Consider the following 23,224-nt stretch of genomic DNA (forward strand, 5'->3'; position numbering starts at 1 on the left):
CCCCAAAGGGGAGAGGGGACTGGCCGGTGCGGTCTTAATGTATTGGCTCGATCTGGTTTTCTCCCTCGCCCCTTTGGGGAGAGGGCCGGGGTGAGGGGGATGCCCGCACCAGCCCTGGCGCCTGCCACATCGACGTCGTCAGCCCGCTGTCTACCAGCCCAAGCTGGTCGGCGTACACCGCCTGCCACTTCTGCATCATGCCGTCGTAGAGCTCGCGATGCTGTGGGTTCGGCGTAAACTCGCGGCTCCATTTCACCAGCCGCTCGCCCGTCGAGGCCATATCCGCAAACTGTCCCGCGCCTGTTCCGGCCGCGATCGCGCAGCCCAGCGCCGTGGCTTCTTTCACTTCCGGCACACGCACCGGCAGGCCGGTAACGTCGCTTAAAATCTGGCTCCACAGGGCACCTTTTGACCCGCCGCCCGCGAAGACGAGGCTCTCAAACGTCACGCCGGAAAAGCGGGATATCTGAGCCAGGTTACAGGCCGAAACAATCGCCGCGTTCTCTTCCAGCGCGCGGAACAGAGTCGCTTTGTTGCACTTTTCCGGGTCGATGGAGAGGTTAATAAACGACGGTGCAGCGTGGTACCACTGCTTAAAATGCATCGCGTCGGAGAAGATCGGCATCACCCCGTGGGAGCCTGCCGGCACGCGGCTGGCCATCTCTTCCAGCAGGGAATAGGTATCCATCCCCATCCGTTCGGCAATCAGTTTTTCCTCGGCACAAAAGGCGTCGCGGAACCAGCGCATGGTCAGGCCGGTAAAGAAGCTGATCGACTCCGCCTGCGCCATGCCGGGGATGACGTGCGGGTTCACGCGGATGTTCATTTCAGGGTCGGTGCGTACCTGCGGCAGGTTGACCACCTGCTGCCAGAAGGTGCCGCCCAGCACCGCTGTCTGCCCGGCGCGGACCACGCCCAGCCCCAGACAGCCCAGTTGCACGTCACCGCCGCCCATCACCACCGGGGTCCCTTCGCGCAGTCCGCTCTGCTGCGCGGCTTCATGGGTGATGGCCCCCAGCACGGTGCCGGTCTCTTTCACCGGCGAGAGGATATCGGCCCGCAGCCCGGCCATGTCCAGCAGCGCCGGACGCCAGTCGCGGGAGAAGAGATCCAGCATGCCGGTGGTGCCCGCGTTGGAGGGGTCAACGGCCAGTTCGCCGGAGAGTTTCGCCGCCAGCCAGTCGCTGATCATGGTGATGGTTGCGGCCTTGCGGTAGATGTCCGGACGATGGTGCGCCAGCCACAGCAGGCGCGGCATCGCGCTCAGGGCCAGGGTCTGGCCGGAGACGTCGTACACTTCGGATTCAAAACGATCGTCGTGGATCTCTTTGAGCTCCGCCACCTCGCGGCTGGCGCGGGCGTCAACGTTGGCGCAGGCCCAGATGGCCTCGCCGTTGCGGTCATACAGCACAATCCCTTCGCGCATGGAGCAGCAGGCGACGGACTGAATATCCCCCGCGCTCAGGCCCGCTTGCGCCAGCGCCTGATGAATACACCGGCAGGTCAGCCGCCAGTTGGTGTCGAGGTCAAACTCCATCGAGCCCGGCACATTTTCCACGCTCAGGTGCTTCCACTCGGCCTGACCAACGGCAATCTGGTTGCCCTGTAAATCGAAAATAACGGCGCGAACGCTGCCTGTCCCTGCATCTAACGCTAAAAGGTAACTCATGAGCTTGCCTCGTAGTTAGCGCAGGGCGACTCTTATCCGGCCAGAGCCAGCACCGCGCGGGCTGTCGTCTCTTCCGTCACCAGGCCATTGATACGGCGACCTTTCAGTGCGGCATAAATCGCATCGGCTTTTTCAACACCGCCGGCCACGCCAACGATGGTGGGCAGTTGCGCCAGTTCATCCAGCGTGACGCCCAGTAATTCTTTATGGATCTCCAGCTCCTCGACGCATTCCCCTTCGGCATTGAGGAAATAACCGAGAATGTCGCCGACCGCGCCTTTACGGGCGTACATCAACTGTTCGCCCTCGCTGATATAGCCGGAGCGCAGTATCGTTGCGTCACGGCGCTGGTTCACCGAACCAATGCCGACCACCGCCACGTCGGCTGCGGTCGCGGCGAGGATCACGTCCCGCACGCTGGTTTCGCGTTTTAAGATCCCGGCAACTTCTGCGGATGACACGCGCAGCGGGGCGGGGATCATGCTGACGCTGCAGGCGGCGTCCAGCTGGCCGATTCCGGTCATATACGGCCCCACGCCACCGGAAAGGGTGACCAGGCGGATCTGCTGTGAGCTGATAAAGCCGCTCAGGTGCTGCAGACTGCTCATGGTGGTTTCACCAAATCCCACCGCTAACAGCTGGCCGGGTTCCAGCACGCCCATCAGTGACTGCGCAGCGCCAATGCCTAACCGCACACTCATCGGCGGGGTATTCAGGGCAGGCAGTACGCGCACCAGCTTCAGGCCAAAGCGCTGTTGTAGCTCGGTTTCCAGCGCCAGACAGCCCTCGTAGCGGGAATTAATCTGCACCCGGATCACCCCGGACTGACGCCCTTTCTCCAGCAGGCGGGAGATTTTAAGCCGCGGCAGGCCAAGCCGTTCGCCAATGTCATTCTGGGTCAGCCCGTCGTGGTAGTAGCACCAGGCCACGCGGGCCACCAGCTCCTCTTCCGCCAGTGCCAGCCCGGCAAACCGTCCCTCTTCCGCAGTGCGTTTATCGCTCATAGTTGAACTCTTATAAAAATTTAGATCATATGTTCGCGTTGGCGCGCAGGGAAAATGTGAGCCACGCGACAAAACGGATCTTTATGGTGCTTTCTGTTTAATCTGGATCTTAATCGATAAAACTGTGATCCCTGCACGGTTGTAAATATAGTTCACCGTCTACGCTTTTGAACATTATTAAATCTAAAAATCATTTGTTCAATAGCGGAGCGATGATGACCCCACTTCTTAAAGCGCGCGATATCTGCAAGCAGTTCTCCGGTGTGCCGGTTCTGAAAGGCATTGATTTCACACTGCTTGCGGGTCAGGTACATGCGCTGATGGGCGGTAACGGTGCGGGAAAATCGACCCTGATGAAGATCATCGCCGGGGTTGAGACCCCGGACAGCGGTGAACTTTCTGTCGGGGAGCAGTCATATGCGCGGCTCTCCCCGGTGCAGGCGCACAAGTCAGGCATCTATCTGGTGCCGCAGGAGCCGCTGCTGTTCCCCAACCTGACGGTGAGGGAGAACATCCTTTTCCGCCTGCCGCGCGAACGGGATCTGGAAAAGCGGCTGGCCGATAAGCTCCAGCAGTTGCAGTGCCAGCTCAACCTCGACGCCACCGCCAGCACCCTTGAAGTGGCGGATCAGCAGATGGTGGAGATCCTGCGCGGATTAATGCGCAACGCCAGGATCCTGATCCTTGATGAACCCACGGCCTCGCTCACGCCCGGCGAAACCGAGCGCCTGTTCCGGCAGATCCGTGCCCTGCAGGAACTCGACGTCGGGATTGTCTTTATCTCCCACAAGCTGCCGGAGATCCGCATGCTTTCGAGCCACGTCTCGGTGATGCGCGACGGTGCGGTGGTGCTGAGCGGCGAAACGGCGCAGTTCGACGATAACGCTCTGATCGCCGCCATGACGCCGGTGAGCCGGGAGAAAGGCTTAAGCGATGCGCAAAAACTGTGGCTGGCGCTGCCGGGCAATCGCCGCACCCAGCCGCAGGACTTTCCGGTGCTGCGGGTGGACTCACTCACCGGGGAGGGGTTTATCGATCTGAGCCTTGAGATCTACGCGGGAGAGATCGTCGGTCTGGCCGGGCTGGTGGGATCCGGGCGCACCGAGTTTGCCGAAACCCTCTACGGCCTGCGCCCGGTGCGCGGCGGGCGGGTCTGGCTGGAGAATCAGGAGATCACGCACGAGAGCGTTGGCGCACGGCTGGACAAAGGCCTGGTCTACCTGCCGGAGGACAGGCAGGTATCCGGTTTGTTCCTGGATGCGCCGGTTCGCTGGAACACGGTGGCCCTGAACGAGCCGTCTCTCTGGCAGCAGCGCAAGCGGGAGTCTGCGGTGGTGGAACGCTACCACCGGGCGCTCGGGATCAAGCTCAATCATGCGGATCAACCCGTGCGCACCCTCTCCGGCGGCAACCAGCAAAAGGTGCTGCTGGCACGCTGTCTTGAAGCCAATCCGTTATTGCTGATCGTCGATGAGCCCACGCGCGGCGTGGACGTGGCGGCGCGGGCCGATATTTATCAGCTGCTCAAAAGCGTGGCGGCGCAGAACGTGGCGGTGCTGATGATCTCAAGCGATCTTGATGAGTTTCCAGGCCTCGCCGATTGCGTGCTGGTGATGCACCAGGGCGTGCTCAGCGGCGAACTGCCGCGCCACGCCGTCAGCCTGGATCGCATGATGGCGCTGGCGTTCGGAGGACAATCATGAAGACGTTACTGAAAAATCGCGAGCTGAGCGCCTTTCTCGCCATTCTGGCGCTGTTTGTCGTGCTGGTGGCGCTCAATCCGGCGTACCTGAGCCTTCAGACGCTGGGGATGATCTTCGCCAGCGCGCAAATCCTGATCCTGCTGGCGCTCGGTGCCGCGCTGGTGATGCTGACCCGCAATATTGATGTCTCCGTGGGCTCTACCGTCGGGTTGTCGGCGATTGCCGTCGGCGTGGCGCTCAACAGCGGCTACAGCCTGCCGGTGGCAATGCTCTTTGCCCTGTCCGTTGGCGCGCTGGCGGGGGCATTCAACGGTTTTCTGGTGGTGGGGCTGCGCATTCCGGCGATAGTCGCCACCCTCGGCACGCTGGGGCTGTACCGCGGGGCAATGCTGCTCTGGACCGACGGAAAGTGGATTGAGGGGCTGCCGCCCGGGCTGAAATCCCTCTCAGAGCCGGTGGCCCTCGGCGTTTCGCCGCTCGGTATGGTGGTGCTGTTTTTAGCCGCCGCAGGTGCGTGGACGCTGTCGCGCACCGCCTTTGGTCGTGATTTCTATGCCGTGGGGGATAACCTTGCCGCGGCGCGCCAGCTGGGCGTGGCGGTGAACCGCACGCGGATGATCGCCTTTACGCTTAACGGCATGCTGGCGGCCTGCGCCGGGATCGTCTTTGCCTCACAGATCGGTTTTGTGCCGAACCAGACCGGCAGCGGTCTGGAGATGAAAGCCATTGCCGCCTGCGTGCTCGGCGGCATTTCACTGCTGGGTGGCACGGGCACGCTGATTGGCGCGTTACTCGGTGCCTTCTTCCTGACGCAAATCGACACCGTGCTGGTGCTGTTTAAGCTCCCGGCGTGGTGGAACGACTTTATCGCCGGGCTGGTGCTGCTGGGCGTGCTGGTGCTCGACGGGCGGCTGCGCCAGGCGCTAGCGCGTCATCAGCGGGCGCTCAAGTACGGCCGCTTCCAGCCGGGCAACCGAGGGGGAAAGCACGTCACCCCCTTTCCCAAACGCAAAAAAGAGGTGGCGTAAATGAAGCTTAACTGGGAAAGCGCGCTGCTGATGTTACTGGTGCTGGAGATCCTGCTCTTTGGCGCCCTCAACCCGCGCATGCTCGACATCAACATGCTGCTGTTCAGCACCAGCGATTTCATCTGCATTGGCATTGTGGCGCTGCCGCTGACGCTGGTGATCGTCAGCGGCGGGATCGATATTTCGCTGGGGTCCACCGTCGCCCTGTGCGCTATCGCGCTGGGGGTGATGATGCAGGCCGGGTGGCCGATGGCGGTTGCCATTCCTCTGACGCTGCTGCTGGGCCTGCTGTGCGGACTGCTGAATGCGGCGCTGATCCACTACACCGGCATTAGTCCTCTGGTTATCACCCTCGGCACGCTCTACCTCTACGGCGGCGGGGCGCTGCTGCTCTCCGGCATGGCGGGAGCGACGGGCTATGAGGGGATTGGCGGCTTCCCGGACAGTTTTACCGCGTTCGCTAACCTCACGGTGCTTGGCCTGCCAGTCCCGCTGGTGCTGTTCGCGGTGATGACCGTTTTCTTCTGGCTGATTGCCCACCGCGGGCGCTTTGGCCGTCATCTGTTCTTGATCGGGCAGAACCCGCGCGCGGCGCGCTACGCAGCGCTGTCGGTGAACGGCATGCCTTACGCGCTGTACGGCCTGGTGGGCGTGGCCTCGGCCATTGCCGCGCTGGTGATGGTCTCCTATTTCGGCTCTGCGCGTTCGGATCTGGGGCGCGATTTGCTGATGCCCGCACTCACCGCCGCCGTGCTCGGCGGGGCCAATATCTACGGCGGGTCAGGTTCGGTTGTCGGTACGGCGCTGGCGGCGCTGCTGGTGGGCTACCTGCAACAGGGTTTACAGATGGTCGGCATCCCCAACCAGGTGTCGAGCGCGCTGTCAGGGGCGCTGCTGGTTGTGGTGGTGATGGGACGGTCGCTGAGTCTGCACCGTGAATGGGTGCGCAATATCTTCCTGAAAACTACCCGGAGCGTAAGATGAAAACAAAACTGCTCGTCCTGGCAATGGCCCTCAGCTTCGCCTCGGCGCAGGCCGCAGACCGCATTGCCTTTATCCCGAAACTGGTGGGGGTCGGCTTCTTCACCAGCGGCGGCAACGGTGCGAAAGAGGCGGGGAAAGATCTTGGCGTGGACGTCACCTACGACGGCCCCACCGAGCCGAGCGTCTCCGGCCAGGTGCAGCTCATCAATAACTTCGTCAACCAGGGCTATAACGCGATTATTGTCTCCGCCGTGTCGCCGGACGGCCTCTGCCCGGCGCTGAAGCGCGCGATGCAGCGCGGCGTCAAGGTCCTGACCTGGGACTCCGACACCAAACCGGAGTGCCGCAGCATCTACATCAACCAGGGGACGCCGGAACAGCTCGGCGGCCTGCTGGTGGAGATGGCGGGCAAGCAGGTCACCAAACCGAATGCCAAAGTGGCGTTCTTCTACTCCAGCCCCACCGTTACCGACCAGAACCAGTGGGTGAAAGAGGCGAAGGCCAAAATTGAGAAAGACCATCCTCAGTGGCAGATCGTGACCACGCAGTTTGGCTATAACGACGCCACCAAATCCCTGCAGACCGCCGAGGGGATCTTAAAAGCGTATCCGGATCTGGATGCCATCATCGCGCCGGACGCCAACGCACTTCCCGCCGCCGCCCAGGCGGCAGAAAACCTGAAACGGGAAGGGGTAGCGATTGTCGGGTTCAGCACGCCGAACGTGATGCGCCCGTACGTGGAGCGCGGCACGGTGAAAGCCTTCGGCCTGTGGGATGTCGTACAACAGGGAAAAATTGCGGTCAATGTCGCCGATCGTTTGCTGAAAAAAGGCGATCTTAACGTTGGCGACAGCGTGGACGTAAAAAACATCGGGGCGCTGAAGGTCGAGCCGAACAGCGTGCAGGGCTACCAGTATGAGGCGAAGGGCAACGGCATCGTGCTGCTGCCGGAGCGCGTGGTGTTCACCAAAGAGAACATCAACAAATACGATTTCTGACGGGGGAGCAAATGGCTGATTTAGACGACATCAAAGACGGTAAGGATTTTGGCATCGGCACGCCGCAGCAAAATGTGCCGTTCACCCTGAAAGGCTGCGGCTCGCTGGACTGGGGAATGCAGTCGCGGCTGGCGCGCATCTTTAACCCGCAAAGCAACCGCACGGTGATGCTGGCCTTTGACCACGGCTATTTTCAGGGGCCGACCACCGGCCTTGAGCGTATCGATCTCTCCATCGCGCCGCTGTTCGGCGAAACCGACGTGCTGATGTGTACCCGCGGCATCCTCAGGAGCCAGGTACCAGCCGCGACGAACAAACCAGTGGTGCTGCGTGCCTCCGGGGGGAATTCGATTCTGGGGGAGCTCTCCAACGAGTGTGTGGCGGTGGCGATGGAGGACGCGCTGCGCCTGAACGTCTGCGCGGTGGCGGCGCAGGTCTATATCGGAAGCCCGTTTGAGCATCAGTCGATCAACAACATCATCAAGCTGGTGGACGCCGGGGCGCGCTACGGTATGCCGACGCTGGCGGTGACCGGCGTCGGGAAAGAGATGGCGCGGGATGCGCGCTATTTCTCGCTCGCCAGCCGCATCGCCGCCGAAATGGGGGCGCAGTTCGTCAAAACCTACTATGTGGACGAGGGCTTTGAAAAAGTGACTGCCAGCTGCCCGGTCCCGATCGTCATCGCGGGTGGCAAAAAGCTGCCGGAGCACGAGGCGCTGGAGATGTGCTGGCGCGCGATTGATCAGGGGGCTTCCGGCGTGGACATGGGACGCAATATCTTCCAGTCCAGCGCGCCGCTCGCCATGTTGAAAGCGGTGAAGAAAGTGGTTCACGAGAACATGAACGCCCGGGAGGCGTTCCAGTTCTGGCAGGAAGAGAAACAGGGAGAAGCAAAATGAACGTGACGCTGGTTGAAATCAACATTAAGCCCGAGCGGGTGGACGAGTTTCTGGAGGTGTTTCGCGCCAACCACGAGGGGGCGATTCAGGAGCCCGGAAATCTGCGCTTTGACGTATTGCAGGACCCCAGGGTGAAAACCCGGTTCTTTATCTACGAGGCCTATAAAGACGAAGAGGCGGTGCTGGCGCACAAGCAAACCCCGCACTATCTGGCGTGCGTGGATAAGCTTGAAGAGTTAATGTCCGAGCCGCGCAAAAAACGCAGTTTTGTTGGGTTGTTGCCAGAGTAACAGGCGTTATAAAGGTTTGTAGGCCGGGTAAGCGTAGCGCCACCCGGCGTTGTTCAGGACAGCGCCAGCAGTTGAACCTGAGACCTGGCTCCCGGCATCAGTCGCTGCAGGCTATCCACCAACTCCGCACCCGCCTCTTCCAGCGCCGCAAGCGGCATCGACGGCAGGCTTTCAAGAATAAACCACATGGTGTGCGCCTGGCTGTCCAGACGCGTCCGTATCCCCTGGCGCCAGTTCCAGCGGCGGCAGGTGACGCCGAGATCGTCGCGCCAGATAACCTCGCCCGGTTCCGGATGTTCCACCACCGGCTGTCCCTCTTTGAACGTATCAAACGGCTCGCTGCCGTCGGCCAGCGTCAGACGCGGCGCGCCTGAATACGCCGTGAGATTTTCTCCGCCGACCGGAATGGCGTAGCGAATGCTCACCGCGTTATAGATATCCACCACCGGATCCAGCGGTGGCAGCGATCCGTCTTTCAGGACCCGCTTACGCAGGGCGGATGCCGAGCAGGGCGTGCGTTTCGGTTTCGCACCGAAGGCTTTAAACACCTCATCCCAGCCTGATAGGTGTGCATCAGCCCAGGGCACATCATCATTAAGCATCTGCTGGCAGGCCTGCGCCAGCGCGGCGGTCGCCACTTCCGGGTGGGTAATCGGCGCAGCTTCAACCAGAATGCTCAGCGCCCGAAAGCCTGGGGCAATCCCGGCAAGACGTGAGTCTATTGACGGCGTAACGAGAGACATAAATAATCCTGTATTGACTGTTTTATACCATGGTAGTGACCAATGACTGATAAAGTCAATATAATGACTGAGCAGGGGGCCGATATTGCCCAGGTAAGCCTGGCCGTCGCGAACCGCATACGCAACTGGCGCAAAGAGAAAAAACTGTCGCTGGATGAGCTATCCCGCCGCGCCAGCGTCAGCAAAGGCATGCTGGTGGAGATCGAAAAGGGCGCAGCCAACCCCAGCATCGCCATTTTGTGCAAGCTGGCCGCCGCGCTCGGTATCTCAGTGGCGGATATCGTTAACGTCTCCAGCGAGCCGCAGGTGCACGTTATCGAAGAAGCCGCGATTCCGGTGCTGTGGCAGGGCACACAGGGCGGTTACGCCAGACTGCTGGCAGGCACCGCGGGCCCGGATATGATTGAACTATGGCAGTGGGAGATGCAGCCGGGAGAGCGTTTTAGCTCTTCGGGACACCCGGCGGGCACCTTTGAGCTGCTGCACGTGAATGAGGGCATGTTAACGCTGACGGTGGACGAGACGGTGACGCAGGTGGCTGCCGGGGCGTCGGCAGTGGCGAAAACGGAAGCCGCGCACGGCTATGCCAATGAAGGCAATACCGTACTTCGCTTCACCATGACGGTTGCGGAGTTTCACCGATAAAAAGCAGCCCGGTGGCGCTACGCTTACCGGGCCTACATATGCCGTATTTGGTAGGCCGGGTAAGCGTAGCGCCACCCGGCGTTGATTACGCCTCTTCCACACTCACGCGCAGCGCCGCCAGCGCTTTGCGTGCCGCTTTTAGCACCTGCTCACACTGCTCAATAGTCAACGTCAGCGGCGGTTCAATGCGGATGGTTTTCGAGTTGTTCAGCGTGCCGGCGACCAGCACCCGCTGGCGGAACATCTCGCTCGCGAAGCTATAGCCGATTTCGTTGTCAACAAACTCAATCGCCATCAGCATCCCTTTGCCGCGTGCTTCCTGGATCAGATCCGGGTATTCACGGCCCAACTGGCGGAAACCGTCCAGCAGCATGTCACCTTTTTGCTCCGCCTGCGCAGGCAGGTTTTGCTCAAGCAGCACGTTGATGGTCGCCAGCGCGGCCGCACAGGCCAGCGGGTTACCGCCAAAGGTGGTGGTATGCAGGAACGGGTTGTCGAACAGCACCGAGAAGACCTCTTCGGTGGCGATCGTCGCACCGATTGGCATCACGCCGCCGCCCAACGCTTTCGCCAGGCACAAAATGTCCGGCTGAACGTTCTCGTGCTCACAGGCAAACATCTTGCCGGTGCGCCCCATCCCGGTCTGGACTTCGTCGAGGATCAGCAATGCGCCAAACTCATCGCACAGCTGACGCACGGCAGGCAGATAGCCCTGCGGCGGGAGGATCACGCCGCCTTCACCCTGAATCGGCTCCAGGATCACCGCGGCCACGTCATCACCGGTTTTACGGCATTCCGTCAGCACGGTGCGCATGGCGTTAATGTCGCCAAACGGCACGTGGCGGAAGCCCGGCAGCAGCGGCATAAACGGTTTGCGGAAGGTGGATTTCGCGGTCGCCGACAGTGCGCCCAGGGATTTACCATGGAACGCGCCGCTGGTGGCAATGAAGGTGAATTTCCCGTGCGGCGACTGGTACGCTTTGGCGAGCTTAATCGCCGCTTCGACCGATTCCGTGCCGCTGTTGCTAAAGAAGCTGTATTTCAGTTTGCCGGGCGTTAAGGCTGCCAGCGTTTTCGCGAGCATGGCGCGAAGCGGATCGAGCAGCTCCTGGCTATGGAGAGGTTGTTTCGCAAGTTGATTCTGTACGGCGGAAACCACAACTGGATTACGGTGCCCCACGTTGAAAATTCCAAAACCTCCCAGGCAATCGATAAACTCCTGTCCCTGGGTGTCGACAAGCGTGTTCAGACTCCCCGCTTGCCACTCTACGGCTCCGTAATCCCCGCCGGCGGTAACAGATTTGCGATACTCCAGAAACCCTGGATTGACGTGCTCTTTAAAGTAATCGATGACCTCTCGGTTAAGTTGTTTCATCTCCTCATGATCAAGCGTTCGCTTCTCAATGAGATTCAGTGCGTGCGCGGTACAGGCAAGAGCCGAGGCGCTGGAAGGTAACCTGTTCAAAATATGCTCCCGGGGATCGCGTATCACATGATACTGGTTTAAGTATTGCAGGGATTACGCCACTTCAGCTGCCTTAACGAAAATCGGGATAAACGCCAGGTTAAAATAATGTTGCACAATATTTAATCATGCCGATACAACCGAAACGGGATTTCGCGGTACCGGATTGCGAGCATCAGGGAGGGGGTAAGCGCCATGTTGCACTAAAGAGGTGCAGGTGATGCGACTTAAGTGGGCGTTAATGGGTCATGCACTGTGGGTAATTTCTTATCGAAAGTATTTGAAATCAATGGATTATAAAATCGTACAAAAAGTATGGTTTAAGTCAAATCTGCGATCTTCATCAAGTTTAACAACTAAAGATAAATTGTTTACCGCCGAAAAAACATTGACCCACAAAATTAACATTCAAATAACCTGCAAGGGATGCCCACGATGTCCTCTCCAACCTATGTCACCCAGAATGAATATCCTCTGGACGATGACACCACCTTAATGTCTACCACAGACATCCACAGCTACATCACCCACGCCAACGACACCTTTGTGCAGGTGAGCGGCTACCAGCTCGATGAGCTGACGGGCCAGCCACACAATATGGTGCGCCACCCCGATATGCCAAAAGCCGCGTTTGCCGATATGTGGTACACGCTGCAGCAGGGCGAACCGTGGAGCGGGATCGTCAAAAACCGACGTAAAAACGGCGACCACTACTGGGTGCGTGCTAACGCGGTGCCGATGGTGCGCCACGGGCAGGTGACAGGCTATATGTCGATTCGCACCAGGGCCACTGCGGAGGAAATTGCCACCGTGGAGCCGCTCTACCGGGCGCTGAATGACGGAAGCTGTAAGAAACGTATTCATAAAGGGCTGGTGGTCAGAAAGGGCTGGCTGGGTAAACTACCGGCCATGCCGCTGCGCTGGCGCGTGCGCAGCGTGATGGCGGTACTCTTTGCCGTACTTGCCGCCTCGCTGGTTGCCACCTCCGCAGGCTGGACGCCGCTCGCCGCTGCTGCGGTGGTGATGCTGCTGGGGACGCTGCTGTTTGAGCAACAGATTGTCCGCCCGGTAGAGAATGTGGCGCGACAGGCGCTGAGGGTCGCAACCGGTGAGCGCAACAGCGTGGAGCATCTGAACCGTAGCGATGAGCTGGGGCTAACGCTGCGGGCGGTAGGGCAGCTGGGCCTGATGTGCCGCTGGTTGATCAATGACGTCTCGAGCCAGGTGGTGAGCGTCCGCGACGGCAGCGACAGGCTGGCGAAGGGAAATGACGATCTGAACGATCGTACGCGTCAGACCGTGGCAAACGTGCAGCAGACCGTCGCGACAATGAACCAGATGGCCGCTTCCGTACAGAGTAATTCTGAAACCGCCGCCGAGGTGGATAAACTCTCCGTGGCTGCCAGCAGTGCGGCGACGAAAGGGGGTAATGCGATGCAGACCGTCGTTAAAACCATGGATGACATTGCCGACAGCACGCAGCGCATTGGCTCCATTACCTCCTTGATTAACGACATCGCGTTCCAGACCAACATTCTGGCGCTGAATGCGGCTGTTGAAGCGGCAAGGGCCGGCGAACAGGGGAAAGGTTTTGCCGTGGTGGCTGGTGAAGTGCGCCATCTCGCCAGCCGCAGCGCCAGCGCAGCAAATGATATTCGTAAGTTGATTGATGCCAGCGCCAGCAAGGTGCAGTCCGGCTCCGAACAGGTCCACGCCGCAGGCCGCACGATGGATGATATTGTCGAGCAGGTGCAAAACGTGACGCAGCTGATCGCCCAGATCAGCCACGCCACGTCCGAGCAGGCCACCGGGTTGTCAGAGTTAACCCGTGCGGTGGCTGAGCTCGACAGCATCACGCAGAAAAACGCCGACCTGGTCGAGGAGAGCGCGCACATTTCTGCGATGGTGAAACACCGCGCCGGACGTCTTAAGGATGCCGTGACCGTGCTCCATTAAGCCATTATGTTCCAGAAAAGCCGTTTATACCGTAAGGAATAAGCGGCTTTTTATTTTTCTGATTGTAACTATTCATGTGGTTTAATGTTAATCTTATATTAAATAACTAAAGAAAGTGCCTCAGTTATTTATTCCTGCCTAAGTCAGTTCTTCAGAATGCTATTTCGAAAAAGCCCCGTCCGGCGGTCTGGTAACGATCGATGAAGCAATATTAATAGCCGCTACCTATCCATTGTGATGGTTATGAAATAAAAAAACGATCAAAGTCATAAAGTTAGCTAGTTCGTTACCGATAACAGCGATCGTCTGAGAAATAATCACATCGATGGAGAAAATATGTTCCTACATGACGTAAAGATCGGCACGAAATTATTTCTGGCGTTTGGGTTCTTTATTGTCCTGATGGTCATCAGCGCGAGCCTGTCATTGCTGAGCCTGAACCGGGCAAATAACGGGATGCAATCCATTATTACCCGTGATTATCCCACCACGGTAAAAGCGAACCAGTTAATTGATAACTTCCAGGAATTTATTAGCACTCAGCAACTGATGCTGCTGGATGAACGGGGAACTTACACGGGGCAGTCTCAGCAGCGCCTGAAAGAGATTAGCGAGCATATCACGGTGATCCTGGGAGAGCTGAACAACGCCCTGCAGGATCAAAAGTCTCAGCAGGTGCTGGCGGAGATCCGCAGCGTGCGCCAGCAGTATCTGGACTCGCGCTACCGCATTTTGCAGGCGGTGCAGAACAACAATCGTGAGGGCGCCATTCAGGAGATGATGACCACCACTCTCGCCGTGCAGCAGGCTTATAAAGCGAAGGTGAAGGAGCTGATTGCCATTCAAAACAGCGAGATGCAGAGTGCTGGCGCGCAGGTGGAAGGGGATTTCAGGTCCAGCCGTTTGCTGCTGATCCTGATTACTCTCTTTAGCGTCGCGGCAGGTAGCCTGATTGGCTGGTTAATTGTGCGCGCTATCACCCGTCCGCTCGGCGAGGCGGTGAATTTTGCAAAAGCGATTTCAGAAGGCGATCTGACGGGGAGCATCACGCCGCACGGCAAAGACGAAACGGGCCTGCTGCTGCATGCGCTGATGGAGATGAAGTCGCGTCTGCTGGATATTGTGCAGCAGGTCCAGACCGGCTCGGAGAATATCTCCAGCGCAGCCGCGCAGATTGTCGCCGGGAACCAGGATCTGGCCGCGCGCACGGAAGAGCAGGCAAGTTCTGTTGAGCAGACCGCCGCCTCAATGGAGCAGATCACCGCGACGGTGAAAAACACGGCCGCACACACCGGGGAAGCGACCAACCTCTCGGCAGATGCCGCCACGGTGGTCAAAAACAACGGTGAGATGATGAAGCAGGTGACCAGCAAAATGCGCCTGATTAATGAGACCTCGAACCGGATGTCCGACATTATCGACCTGATCGACGCCATTGCGTTCCAGACCAACATTCTGGCGCTGAACGCGGCAGTGGAAGCGGCGCGTGCCGGCGAGCACGGTCGCGGCTTTGCGGTGGTGGCCGGTGAGGTGCGCCAGCTTGCGCAGAAGAGCGCGTCGTCAGCCAGTGAAATCCGCGAGCTGATTGAGAGTTCCACCAGCCAGACTCAGGACGGGATGAACCTGGTGGAGAAAGCGAGCGCGCTGATCAACGGGATGGTCGGCAACGTGGAGGAGATGGATGTGATCCTGCGTGAGATCCGCCAGGCCAGCCATGAGCAGACGGAGGGGATTTCGCAGATCAACAGCGCGATTGGCCTGATTGATGCCACCACCCAGCAAAACTCCGCGCTGGTCGAGGAGTCGGTTGCGGCGGCGGCATCGCTTAACGAACAGGCGATGCACCTTAAAGAGCTGGTACGCGTCTTCCGCGTGAGCGAACACGCGCCGGCTTAATCCAGTTGGGAGATCTCCAGCGCCGCGCGGTCAATCACGCCGACGATCTGCTTAAGCTGCGCGTCGCTGAGCTCTCCCTGATTCACCTTCAGGTCTAACACCGCTTTGAAGTTATCCAGGGCCCGCTTCATCTGCGGGTTTTTGCGCAGTTGAAAGCCGACGGAGCGCGCTTTAATGCGGGCCTGTATGTGTTCAAGCTGTTCCTGGTTTTCATCCAGCCACTGCTGTCCTGCAGCGCTAATCGCAATCCGCTTACGCCCGTTGTCTTCTTCGGTAATGGTGATAAAGGCCTGATCCTGAAGGTAGTCCAGCGTCGGATAGATCACCCCAGGGCTTGGGGTGTAGTTTCCCTGGGTCAGGTTCTCGATCTCTTTAATCAGCTCATAGCCGTGGCTCGCGTTGCGGGTCAGGATATCCAGAATCACCAGCCGCAGGTCGCCGTGGCCGAAAAAGCGCGGTCGACGTCCGCCGCCCTCGTGTTCGTGTCGCATACTATTCCCTTTGATTTGATATATCTAAACTATATCTAAGATATATTCAGATGCAATCTAAAAGATCTTGCTTTTTCTATGATTAGTAATCATTATCATTTGAAAATTGATTTAGATATATCGTATTCACCAGAGAAGGGTCTAAAAATGGCATCTACCCGTTACCCACAGCGTGTTCGTAATGAGCTGCGTTTTCGCGAGCTGACCGTGCTTCGCGTTGAGCGCGTCAGCGCGGGCTTCCAGCGTATTGTTTTGGGCGGCGAGGCGCTGGAGGGCTTCAGCTCCCGCGGTTTCGACGACCACACCAAAGTCTTTTTCCCGGCCCCCGGGACAACGTTTGTACCGCCGGTGGTGACCGATGAAGGCATCGACTGGGGTGAAGGCGTGCGTCCGCAGGCGCGCGACTATACACCGCTGTACGATGAAGCCCGTCATGAACTGATGCTTGATTTCTTCATTCATGACGGCGGTATTGCCAGCCGCTGGGCGCTTGAGGCGAAAGCGGGCGACAGACTGACCATCGGCGGCCCGCGCGGTTCGCTGGTGGTGCCGGAAGATTACGCCTGGCAGCTGTTCGTGTGCGATGAATCCGGCATGCCTGCGCTGCGTCGGCGCTTAGAGAGCCTTGCTAAACTGCCGGTTCGCACGGAGGTTCATGCGGTAGTGACGGTTGGAGACGAGTCTTATAAGGCGTATCTGGCGCACCTGAGTGGGTTCGATATCACCTGGGTGGTGGGGCACAGCGAGCAGGCGGTCGCAGATCATCTGGCGGCGCTGAGCGTCCCGGCGGAGGACTACTTCATCTGGCTCACCGGGGAAGGGAAGGTGGTGAAAACGCTGAGCCGTCAGTTTGAAACCGACGCGATTGACCCACAGCTGGTGCGTGCCAGCGCATACTGGCACGACAAATAGTCAGGCGGCGGAATCCAGCTGCGCTTCGTTCACCTGATGTTCGAGCGAGGCGCGGACCTCCTGCAGCGCCTTCTCCTGCTGCGCAAAGTACGCTTCCATATTGCTCAGCGACGAGACCAGCAGCCAGGACTCCTCTTTCTCCAGCTCCGCCAGCTCGTTCACTAAAATGTCGATCTGCTCGCGCACCTGTGCCATTTTTTTGCGGATACGCTCCAGATCGTTCAGCCTGTCGCTGGCCATCAACGGCTCGAAGCCCTGCTGCAGACGGGCCACCAGTGAGCGGATGGCTTTCACATCTCCACGCTGTTTGGCCTGGTTAAGCTGCACCATCATCGCGTTGGCTTCTTCTTTCAGGTCGTCTGCCACCAGGTCCGGATGGCAAAGTTTGCTCGCCTGTCGCCAGAGTCGCTTCAGTTCGTTCCGATCTTCGTCCGAAAGATCTTTCCCCTTGCGCATCCGCACTTCGGCATCGTGATGCTGCTCGCGATACTTCTCATACTCTTCGTTGGCTTCGTCGCGGGCCTGCCGCGCAGGCTCCTCTTCGCGGGTTAAGCCGCTCTCCAGCTCGAGCGCCTCGGCCAGCAGGTTGGCAATCAGATTACTTTGCTGCTCCAGATGCTTACGCGCCTCGGCGGCCTGTACGGAATCTGCCGGGAGATCGCGCCAGCGCTGGGTGAGCGTCGCCAGCACCTCTACCGCCTGCGCCATATAGTGCTGGCAGCGACGGTAATCTTCCTCGCGACGACGCGCCTCCGCCTGCTGACGACGCAGGTTTAGCTCCGCCAGGGTTTTACGCAGGGCGAGGATCTGCTGCATCAGGGGACCGAGGCGGGAGAAATAGAGATCGTTAAATTCATCCAGCTGCTGCACCCGCGCGTTGCGACGGTCAATCAGATCGCGAAGACGCTCTTCCAGCGCCTTCAGCTCCAGCTTGCTGGCCGCCACCTGCGGGTCGCGCCATGGGGTCACGGCGCGCTGGCCCTGCAGCCAGGCGACGATTGCTGCCATCGCCGCGGTGTAGTTCTTCTCCTCAAGCGCCACGACGATTGCCTGTAGCGCATCGTCAAACGCTTCATTTTTCAGGCGTGTCAGCTGGCTCTGGATGATGTCGTCATCTTCCAGTTCAATGGCATTTTTAATGATTTCTAGCCGTTTGATCGGTGTGCTCATGATGCCTTTCGCTTTGGCGCTTAAGTATTTGAGTTAAGGGTAGTTGTTGTAAAAGCTACAGGAAATAATACACACGGATGATGATCGGCGCGATGGGGGATTTCTTTAGAATTGCAGAATGTGAAGATGGGCGCGTAACAGATGAAATGAGCAAGTTGATTTTGATGATAAGCGCTAATCCATTGAAAGAAATAACAATCGTTTTAAAAACAAGACCAGTCCCTACGTAAAATTACCAGGTAAAACGCGTATTCCTCCGAATAGTTTGCCCTTTCGGGAGTGCTTATGCTTCGTCTCACTGACTTTTCCTGACACCGGCAGACGATGGTTCGCCGTGCGGAATGTTTTTCCAAAGGAGTGTAGATGAAGATGAAAGCTATTGTAGTCGCCCTGCCTGTCGTGATGATCCCGGCTACCGTTCTGGCGGCAAATACGGAAGAAGGGTATTACGGTTCGGCAAAATATCTGCAGATTGAACAGCGGGCCAAAGAGATGGATACCAGCTCCCGTCCGGGTGTCGGGCAGTTTGTGGGCGGTAAACAAAAAGAACACTTAGGCGGCGCGGCGATTGCTGCGGGTTATCAGTTTGGTAACGGCTGGCGCACTGAAGGTGAATATACCTTTAAGCAGAAAACCGAATACACCAACGGTTCCAGCGCCTTCCCTAACGGTTTTGATCATCTTAAGACGGAAACAGAACGTCTGATGCTGAACGTCTATCGTGATTATGAACTGGGCTACGGTGTCTCTCTTTACGGTACCGCAGGACTTGGTGTGAGCAGGATTAAAGCCGGCGGCTGGCAGGGCAATCCTGGCCGTGAATACGGCTCGACGACGCAAAACAACCTGACTTACGCATTAGGCGCAGGCGTAAGCTACACGCCGGTTGAGCGTCTGTATGTCGATCTGGGCTATCGCTATATCGATATGGGTAAGATCGAAAGTGGATATAACAACTATGCGAACATGCGTGGCTTAAAGGATGAGCAGATGAAGGCGCATATCGTCTCTAACGAATTTACGCTGGGCATGCGTTACGTGTTTTAACCTGTTGTAAATGTCACTGCTTTAAAACAGGGCCAACACCGTGGAAGTGCGGGGTTGGCTTTTTTCTTGCACGCATGTGGCATGTAGGTTTCCTGATTCCCATCAAAACCAACGATTATGTTTTACATAAAAATAGGTAACGATGATGATCCATGCCAGGGTAAGAAGACCAAAATAGTCAGGGATGAAACGCGCGAACAGATAAGCGCCAGCAACGATGAGCGCTATAGGGATATAATAAATATAGGACTGCAGAAACCATAATATTGCTCGTTTCATCTTTTTAATAACTCATATAAAGCATCGCCGATTATTTCTTCTTTGTTACCATCTGAGAGAATTTTATAAAATATTTTTGCCATTTGTGGTATATCAAGAGCAACATCGTTTCGGTTATAGATTTCGACAAGTGCTAATGTCGGACGGTGGTATTCATTTATTACCTCGCGACAGACATTGCGGCAGTAATCGTCAGGGTAAAATTCCTTTCTGATTTCACCTTCATTTTTACATAGCTGTCTGCCATTATCATATGCCTTGTGGTAAAATTACCCTGCTAATAATTGATCATCATCGTTATAGGGGCAAGGAAGAAAATGAAAAAAACGGTAGAGTGGCAATTTATGTTCTGGTGGTGATTATTTTCTTTCTCACTATTCCAGAGGTCGTCGTTCGTGTACTCACTCCGAAGCAGTTTGCTCGATTGAGTGATTTTACAAGCTTTGGCGGCTTGTTCAGTCATATCCTTTCTTTATTGATTTTCCTTGGCTTAGCTTCCATTCTGATGGGTGTACTCGCCATTTTTGTAACGACAAAAATTTACCGCCATGTCACTCGATACAAAAGCTAATCTTCAAAACTGATCCACAAGGCGGCAGGTGAGGCGGAGTTAGTGTGTTCAGATTTACGTCATACTGTTGGGGGCTGGATCGAGATCGGGTTCAGTTAAGATGCTATGTAACGGTAATGGGATACTGTCAGTTACATAGAAAAAGCCATTCGTTAGAGTGGCTTAATTAAATGATTCTTAAGCAATAATTTGGTGTCCCCTGTTGGACTTGAACCAGCGACTAAGCGATTATGAATCATAAAAATCATTATTTCCTATATGTTCTCATTTATGCGGGGCCTTGATTTAAGGTGATATAAATCATTGTGTTATTTCTTTACCTTGGTTTCTCTTTGCCCGTAAATGTTTGCGGCAGTAATATCGTTACCTGGCCCATTGCCTGACCCAAAATTTGATTGGGTGAGGTAAGCGAAAATGAATAGGTGATGACATGGCAACGCATTTACCAGATAGCAGAGTTGATGGTGCAATACCTCTCTAACTCTGACTGGCGAACGGCTTTGATCGGGTTGTGTTAGATATGTTGGAAGGGGCTTAACGCCTTTTCATCAAGGAGTGTGGTGCAGGAAATGCTGAATTCGCTCGAGATATACCAGGCGTTGAATGAATTGGGTTACCGGCTTGAGGCTGGAAAATTCGAGCCAAGCTATGCATCCGAGCATGCGCTTGGGAATGGAAAGTATCTGTATGTCAAACGTAGCCGGGATGGCGTGGTTAACAAGAGCCCATTGGTTCTTGCACCAGAAACCCTATCCTTAAAGGCGGAAATTGATCGTATTGCGGGTATACACTGCCTTTGGGAAAAAGTAAAAAGCACCAGCTACCGTCGTTACCCGAAAGATAATGGTACGTCTCAATATGGTTTCGCGGCTGATGTTGAATCAGTCGAAGCGCTACTGGCGCTGGTGACTTTACTGGGTGGTCAACCCTCTTCGATTCCTCAAACCGAACTAAAAAGAGACAACGAACACAAGGAACGATCGCCTATGTACCCCTTAAATCAGATTCTCTTCGGACCACCTGGCACAGGTAAAACCTATACGACGACCGAAATGGCGGTCAAAATTGCCGATCATGCCTGGTACCAACAAGCTACGCGAGAACAACATGGCAATGACTTTCGGGAGTTGGTAAAAGAACGCTATAAGGCCTTGGTAGAAAAGCAGCGCATTATGTTTACCACTTTCCATCAGAGTTTCTCCTATGAAGACTTTATTGAAGGAATTCGCGCGACAACTGATGAAAAATCGGGCGCGCTACGCTACGACGTGGTGGATGGTATTTTTAAACAGCTGTGTCTGAATGCCAGGGTTAAGATCCAGGGGAATGCTACACAATCTATCTCTCTCAAAGGTCGACGGATCTGGAAAATGTCTTTGGGTAATACCATGGGGGGAGAAGAGGATGTGTATGAAGATTGCCTGGCAAACAATTATGTCCTCCTGGGCTGGGGAGAAGATATCGACTTTAGTAATTGCCCAACCTATGAATCAGTTAAAGCTCGGATTGCATCAGCAAAACAGTCACTGGAAGGCACCAGTAATTATATGGCAGTCGCCGTTAATACTTTTAAAAATATTATTAAGAAAGGTGATTTAGTCGTCGTCTCTGATGGGAATCATAAGTTCCGTGCTATAGCTGAAATTACTGGAGAATATAGTTACTTCCCCAATGATGAGCGTGAGTATTACCATCAAATGCGCTCAGTTAAATGGTTAAGAACATACACCCCAAGTCTGCCTAAAGAGCAAATTTTCACCAAGTCGCTATCTCAGATGACCCTTTATGAATTGCAGGATACGACGATTGATCGTGAAAAATTAACACAGTTGTTGGCTCCAGTTGAGAATGTCGATAGTCAGGATCTTCCACATGTACTGATAATAGATGAAATCAATCGCGGTAATATAGCGCGTATATTTGGTGAGCTTATTACTCTTCTTGAACCGGACAAGCGTCAGGGGGCTGATGACGAGCGGTCACTCATGCTCCCCTATTCAAAACAAACATTCTCAGTGCCAAAAAATATCTATGTTATTGGGACGATGAATACTGCGGATAAATCCCTGATTCAAATGGACCTGGCACTAAGACGACGTTTTAGCTTTACCGAAATGCCCTCACGCCCGGAACTGCTAGCAGGGGTCACGGTATTTGGCGTTAATGTCGAAACGTTGTTGACGCGTATTAATCAACGTATCGAAGCGCTGTTGGATAGTGAGCATATGATTGGTCATGCTTACTTTATGCCATTAAAGAAATTAGATGATAATGACGACCGCGAGGCCTGTCTTGCCAGCATTTTCAAGGACAAAATCATTCCATTGCTGAGAGAGTATTTCTTTGACGATTATGAGCGTATCGGTTGGGTGCTGAATGATTCGGTGAAAGCGAAAGAAAATCGTTTTATCCTGTTGCAACAGTCAGCACAACTACCATCATTTTCTGCTCTATTCCCGAAAGATATTGCGGATAGTTTGTCTGACAGGCGTTTCCGTATCAATGAGCATGCTTTCGTGTCGGCAGAAGCTTATCAGGGTATTGTCGCATGATGATCCAGGTTCGGGAATACGCTCTGCTTACCTGTGATAACTCTCAACTAGCCAGTATGGACTTGGGGATTGTCTCTGAGGCAACCTTTTCCTGGCTTGAGCAATTGCAACAAAAGTGGAGTGGTACTTCTCAAATTCTCAACCGAGAAGGGAAGCGTTTTTTGCGTTTGGGAAGTTATGTCGGTTATCTCCAATCCCCGAATGGCGAATCAATTGAAATTTTACCAAAAACCACATTTGAAGCTCCAACTGAAGTAGTCTCCCTGCGTCTGCTTTTACGCCGAATGCTAAGCACCTCTTTAGGTATTACACCCCGTGAGGCGAACCAGGCGGCATTGCAATGTAGTGACCAGCCTCTACATGAATGGATAATCAGTGAATTTTTGCGGCATCTTACTGAGTTAGTGCGTAAAGGGCTGCGTTTTGATTACCACCTTATCGAGGATGAACATAGCGCGTTCATCCGTGGTCAATGGAATGTCACTGCGCAGATGAGAACGCCTCCGGGCAGAGAGACTCATTTTCATGTGCGTTATGCCGAGTTTTCCCCACAGCGTATCGAGAACCGTCTGTTGCGGACCGCTTTGGATTGGGCGCTTAAAATGACCAGGCAAGGACAGAGTTGGAGGCAGGCAAATTCACTTAGCCACCAACTGGATGGCATTAAGCCTATTTGTGGTAGTAAAACACAATCCATGAGGCAATGGAGTGATGGTAAATATCTTTTGGGTTATCGCGCCATAAAACCGTGGTGCAAACTCGTTCTTGAACAGATGAATCCGGATTTTCAACATGGGTCGCATCAGGGAATTTCTTTGTTGTTCCCGATGGAGAAGTTATATGAGGGCTGGGTAGGATACGGTCTGTCTGGAGCGTTGCATCATGATTACCAACTCATAGAACAGACTAAGAGCCAGTACTT

The 23,224-nt window shown here is 55.8% G+C and carries 20 protein-coding genes; 14 read left to right on the forward strand and 6 right to left on the reverse strand.

What is annotated here, in order from left to right:
- Positions 1–34 precede the first annotated feature (34 nt).
- Positions 35–1,669 (reverse strand): autoinducer-2 kinase, encoded by a 1,635-nt coding sequence (lsrK, locus tag C5687_RS20985; protein WP_104557767.1) that lies wholly within the window; start codon positions 1,667–1,669, stop codon positions 35–37.
- Positions 1,670–1,701: 32 nt separating this feature from the next.
- Entirely contained in the window at positions 1,702–2,673 is a 972-nt protein-coding gene (gene lsrR / locus C5687_RS20990; protein ID WP_095451841.1) for a transcriptional regulator LsrR, read from the reverse strand.
- Between the two features lie 215 nt (positions 2,674–2,888).
- On the opposite strand from lsrR, the gene lsrA reads away from it, so the two are divergent.
- The 6 genes from lsrA to lsrG are packed head-to-tail and all read left to right on the forward strand — an operon-like array spanning position 2,889 to position 8,575.
- On the forward strand, positions 2,889–4,376 hold the full coding sequence (gene lsrA, locus C5687_RS20995; protein ID WP_104557769.1) for an autoinducer 2 ABC transporter ATP-binding protein LsrA: 1,488 nt from the start codon (positions 2,889–2,891) through the stop codon (positions 4,374–4,376).
- Positions 4,373–5,404: an autoinducer 2 ABC transporter permease LsrC gene (gene lsrC / locus C5687_RS21000; RefSeq protein WP_104557771.1), complete on the forward strand. Its 1,032-nt coding sequence runs from the start codon at positions 4,373–4,375 to the stop codon at positions 5,402–5,404. Before lsrA ends, lsrC begins: the two co-directional genes overlap by 4 nt.
- Positions 5,405–6,388, forward strand: a complete 984-nt coding sequence (gene lsrD / locus C5687_RS21005) for an autoinducer 2 ABC transporter permease LsrD (RefSeq protein WP_104557773.1) — start codon at positions 5,405–5,407, stop codon at positions 6,386–6,388.
- Entirely contained in the window at positions 6,385–7,386 is a 1,002-nt protein-coding gene (lsrB, locus tag C5687_RS21010) for an autoinducer 2 ABC transporter substrate-binding protein LsrB (RefSeq protein ID WP_025759587.1), read from the forward strand. The genes lsrD and lsrB overlap by 4 nt, the downstream gene beginning before the upstream one ends.
- A gap of 11 nt (positions 7,387–7,397) precedes the next feature.
- Positions 7,398–8,285, forward strand: a complete 888-nt coding sequence (gene lsrF / locus C5687_RS21015) for a 3-hydroxy-5-phosphonooxypentane-2,4-dione thiolase (RefSeq protein WP_025759588.1) — start codon at positions 7,398–7,400, stop codon at positions 8,283–8,285.
- Positions 8,282–8,575: a (4S)-4-hydroxy-5-phosphonooxypentane-2,3-dione isomerase gene (lsrG, locus tag C5687_RS21020; RefSeq protein ID WP_008503162.1), complete on the forward strand. Its 294-nt coding sequence runs from the start codon at positions 8,282–8,284 to the stop codon at positions 8,573–8,575. The genes lsrF and lsrG overlap by 4 nt, the downstream gene beginning before the upstream one ends.
- A gap of 53 nt (positions 8,576–8,628) precedes the next feature.
- Here the strand turns inward: lsrG and C5687_RS21025 are convergent, their stop codons facing one another.
- On the reverse strand, positions 8,629–9,318 hold the full coding sequence (locus C5687_RS21025) for a B3/B4 domain-containing protein (protein ID WP_047959503.1): 690 nt from the start codon (positions 9,316–9,318) through the stop codon (positions 8,629–8,631).
- A 42-nt stretch (positions 9,319–9,360) separates the two neighbouring features.
- Between C5687_RS21025 and C5687_RS21030 the strand changes: the two genes are divergently transcribed.
- A complete protein-coding gene (locus tag C5687_RS21030; RefSeq protein ID WP_025759591.1) occupies positions 9,361–9,963 on the forward strand; it encodes a helix-turn-helix domain-containing protein in 603 nt (200 codons plus the stop codon).
- 85 nt (positions 9,964–10,048) lie between these two features.
- Here the strand turns inward: C5687_RS21030 and ygjG are convergent, their stop codons facing one another.
- Positions 10,049–11,428, reverse strand: coding sequence for a putrescine aminotransferase (gene ygjG / locus C5687_RS21035; protein WP_053060165.1), 1,380 nt, complete (start codon positions 11,426–11,428; stop codon positions 10,049–10,051).
- Positions 11,429–11,863: 435 nt separating this feature from the next.
- On the opposite strand from ygjG, the gene C5687_RS21040 reads away from it, so the two are divergent.
- Both C5687_RS21040 and C5687_RS21045 read left to right on the forward strand, forming a co-directional pair.
- Complete coding sequence (locus C5687_RS21040) at positions 11,864–13,384, forward strand: methyl-accepting chemotaxis protein (protein WP_047959501.1); 1,521 nt, start codon at positions 11,864–11,866, stop codon at positions 13,382–13,384.
- A 336-nt stretch (positions 13,385–13,720) separates the two neighbouring features.
- Positions 13,721–15,280: a methyl-accepting chemotaxis protein gene (locus C5687_RS21045; protein ID WP_047959500.1), complete on the forward strand. Its 1,560-nt coding sequence runs from the start codon at positions 13,721–13,723 to the stop codon at positions 15,278–15,280.
- Here the strand turns inward: C5687_RS21045 and C5687_RS21050 are convergent.
- The gene (locus tag C5687_RS21050) at positions 15,277–15,771 is read right to left on the reverse strand and encodes a PadR family transcriptional regulator (protein ID WP_025759594.1); all 495 of its coding nucleotides are present in this window, start codon (positions 15,769–15,771) and stop codon (positions 15,277–15,279) included. The genes C5687_RS21045 and C5687_RS21050 overlap by 4 nt on opposite strands.
- Positions 15,772–15,918: 147 nt before the next feature.
- Here C5687_RS21050 and C5687_RS21055 point away from each other — a divergent pair, with 147 nt between their 5' ends.
- The gene (locus C5687_RS21055; RefSeq protein WP_104557775.1) at positions 15,919–16,683 is read left to right on the forward strand and encodes a siderophore-interacting protein; all 765 of its coding nucleotides are present in this window, start codon (positions 15,919–15,921) and stop codon (positions 16,681–16,683) included.
- Here the strand turns inward: C5687_RS21055 and C5687_RS21060 are convergent, their stop codons facing one another.
- The gene (locus tag C5687_RS21060; protein WP_104557777.1) at positions 16,684–17,853 is read right to left on the reverse strand and encodes a coiled-coil domain-containing protein; all 1,170 of its coding nucleotides are present in this window, start codon (positions 17,851–17,853) and stop codon (positions 16,684–16,686) included.
- Between the two features lie 363 nt (positions 17,854–18,216).
- Here C5687_RS21060 and C5687_RS21065 point away from each other — a divergent pair, with 363 nt between their 5' ends.
- From C5687_RS21065 to C5687_RS21080, 4 genes are all read left to right on the forward strand, one after another.
- On the forward strand, positions 18,217–18,900 hold the full coding sequence (locus C5687_RS21065; RefSeq protein ID WP_025759600.1) for an outer membrane protein: 684 nt from the start codon (positions 18,217–18,219) through the stop codon (positions 18,898–18,900).
- A 532-nt stretch (positions 18,901–19,432) separates the two neighbouring features.
- A complete protein-coding gene (locus tag C5687_RS21070) occupies positions 19,433–19,750 on the forward strand; it encodes a hypothetical protein (protein WP_238380502.1) in 318 nt (105 codons plus the stop codon).
- A gap of 569 nt (positions 19,751–20,319) precedes the next feature.
- Entirely contained in the window at positions 20,320–22,302 is a 1,983-nt protein-coding gene (locus C5687_RS21075; RefSeq protein WP_104557783.1) for an AAA family ATPase, read from the forward strand.
- Positions 22,299–23,224 (forward strand): McrC family protein (locus C5687_RS21080; RefSeq protein ID WP_104557779.1); only part of this gene is annotated, 926 nt, incomplete at its 3' end. The genes C5687_RS21075 and C5687_RS21080, both read left to right, overlap by 4 nt.

The sequence above is a fragment of the Enterobacter sichuanensis genome, assembly GCF_002939185.1.
GTDB classification, from domain to species: Bacteria; Pseudomonadota; Gammaproteobacteria; order Enterobacterales; family Enterobacteriaceae; genus Enterobacter; species Enterobacter sichuanensis.

Bases quoted from the DNA above. Each gene is read 5' to 3' on its own strand.
- lsrK (WP_104557767.1), bottom strand. From the start codon at position 1,669: ATGAGTTACCTTTTAGCGTTAGATGCAGGGACAGGCAGCGTTCGCGCC.
- lsrR (WP_095451841.1), bottom strand. From the start codon at position 2,673: ATGAGCGATAAACGCACTGCGGAAGAGGGACGGTTTGCCGGGCTGGCA.
- lsrA (WP_104557769.1), top strand. From the start codon at position 2,889: ATGACCCCACTTCTTAAAGCGCGCGATATCTGCAAGCAGTTCTCCGGT.
- lsrC (WP_104557771.1), top strand. From the start codon at position 4,373: ATGAAGACGTTACTGAAAAATCGCGAGCTGAGCGCCTTTCTCGCCATT.
- lsrD (WP_104557773.1), top strand. From the start codon at position 5,405: ATGAAGCTTAACTGGGAAAGCGCGCTGCTGATGTTACTGGTGCTGGAG.
- lsrB (WP_025759587.1), top strand. From the start codon at position 6,385: ATGAAAACAAAACTGCTCGTCCTGGCAATGGCCCTCAGCTTCGCCTCG.
- lsrF (WP_025759588.1), top strand. From the start codon at position 7,398: ATGGCTGATTTAGACGACATCAAAGACGGTAAGGATTTTGGCATCGGC.
- lsrG (WP_008503162.1), top strand. From the start codon at position 8,282: ATGAACGTGACGCTGGTTGAAATCAACATTAAGCCCGAGCGGGTGGAC.
- C5687_RS21025 (WP_047959503.1), bottom strand. From the start codon at position 9,318: ATGTCTCTCGTTACGCCGTCAATAGACTCACGTCTTGCCGGGATTGCC.
- C5687_RS21030 (WP_025759591.1), top strand. From the start codon at position 9,361: ATGACTGATAAAGTCAATATAATGACTGAGCAGGGGGCCGATATTGCC.
- C5687_RS21040 (WP_047959501.1), top strand. From the start codon at position 11,864: ATGTCCTCTCCAACCTATGTCACCCAGAATGAATATCCTCTGGACGAT.
- C5687_RS21045 (WP_047959500.1), top strand. From the start codon at position 13,721: ATGTTCCTACATGACGTAAAGATCGGCACGAAATTATTTCTGGCGTTT.
- C5687_RS21050 (WP_025759594.1), bottom strand. From the start codon at position 15,771: ATGCGACACGAACACGAGGGCGGCGGACGTCGACCGCGCTTTTTCGGC.
- C5687_RS21055 (WP_104557775.1), top strand. From the start codon at position 15,919: ATGGCATCTACCCGTTACCCACAGCGTGTTCGTAATGAGCTGCGTTTT.
- C5687_RS21060 (WP_104557777.1), bottom strand. From the start codon at position 17,853: ATGAGCACACCGATCAAACGGCTAGAAATCATTAAAAATGCCATTGAA.
- C5687_RS21065 (WP_025759600.1), top strand. From the start codon at position 18,217: ATGAAGATGAAAGCTATTGTAGTCGCCCTGCCTGTCGTGATGATCCCG.
- C5687_RS21070 (WP_238380502.1), top strand. From the start codon at position 19,433: ATGCCTTGTGGTAAAATTACCCTGCTAATAATTGATCATCATCGTTAT.
- C5687_RS21075 (WP_104557783.1), top strand. From the start codon at position 20,320: ATGCTGAATTCGCTCGAGATATACCAGGCGTTGAATGAATTGGGTTAC.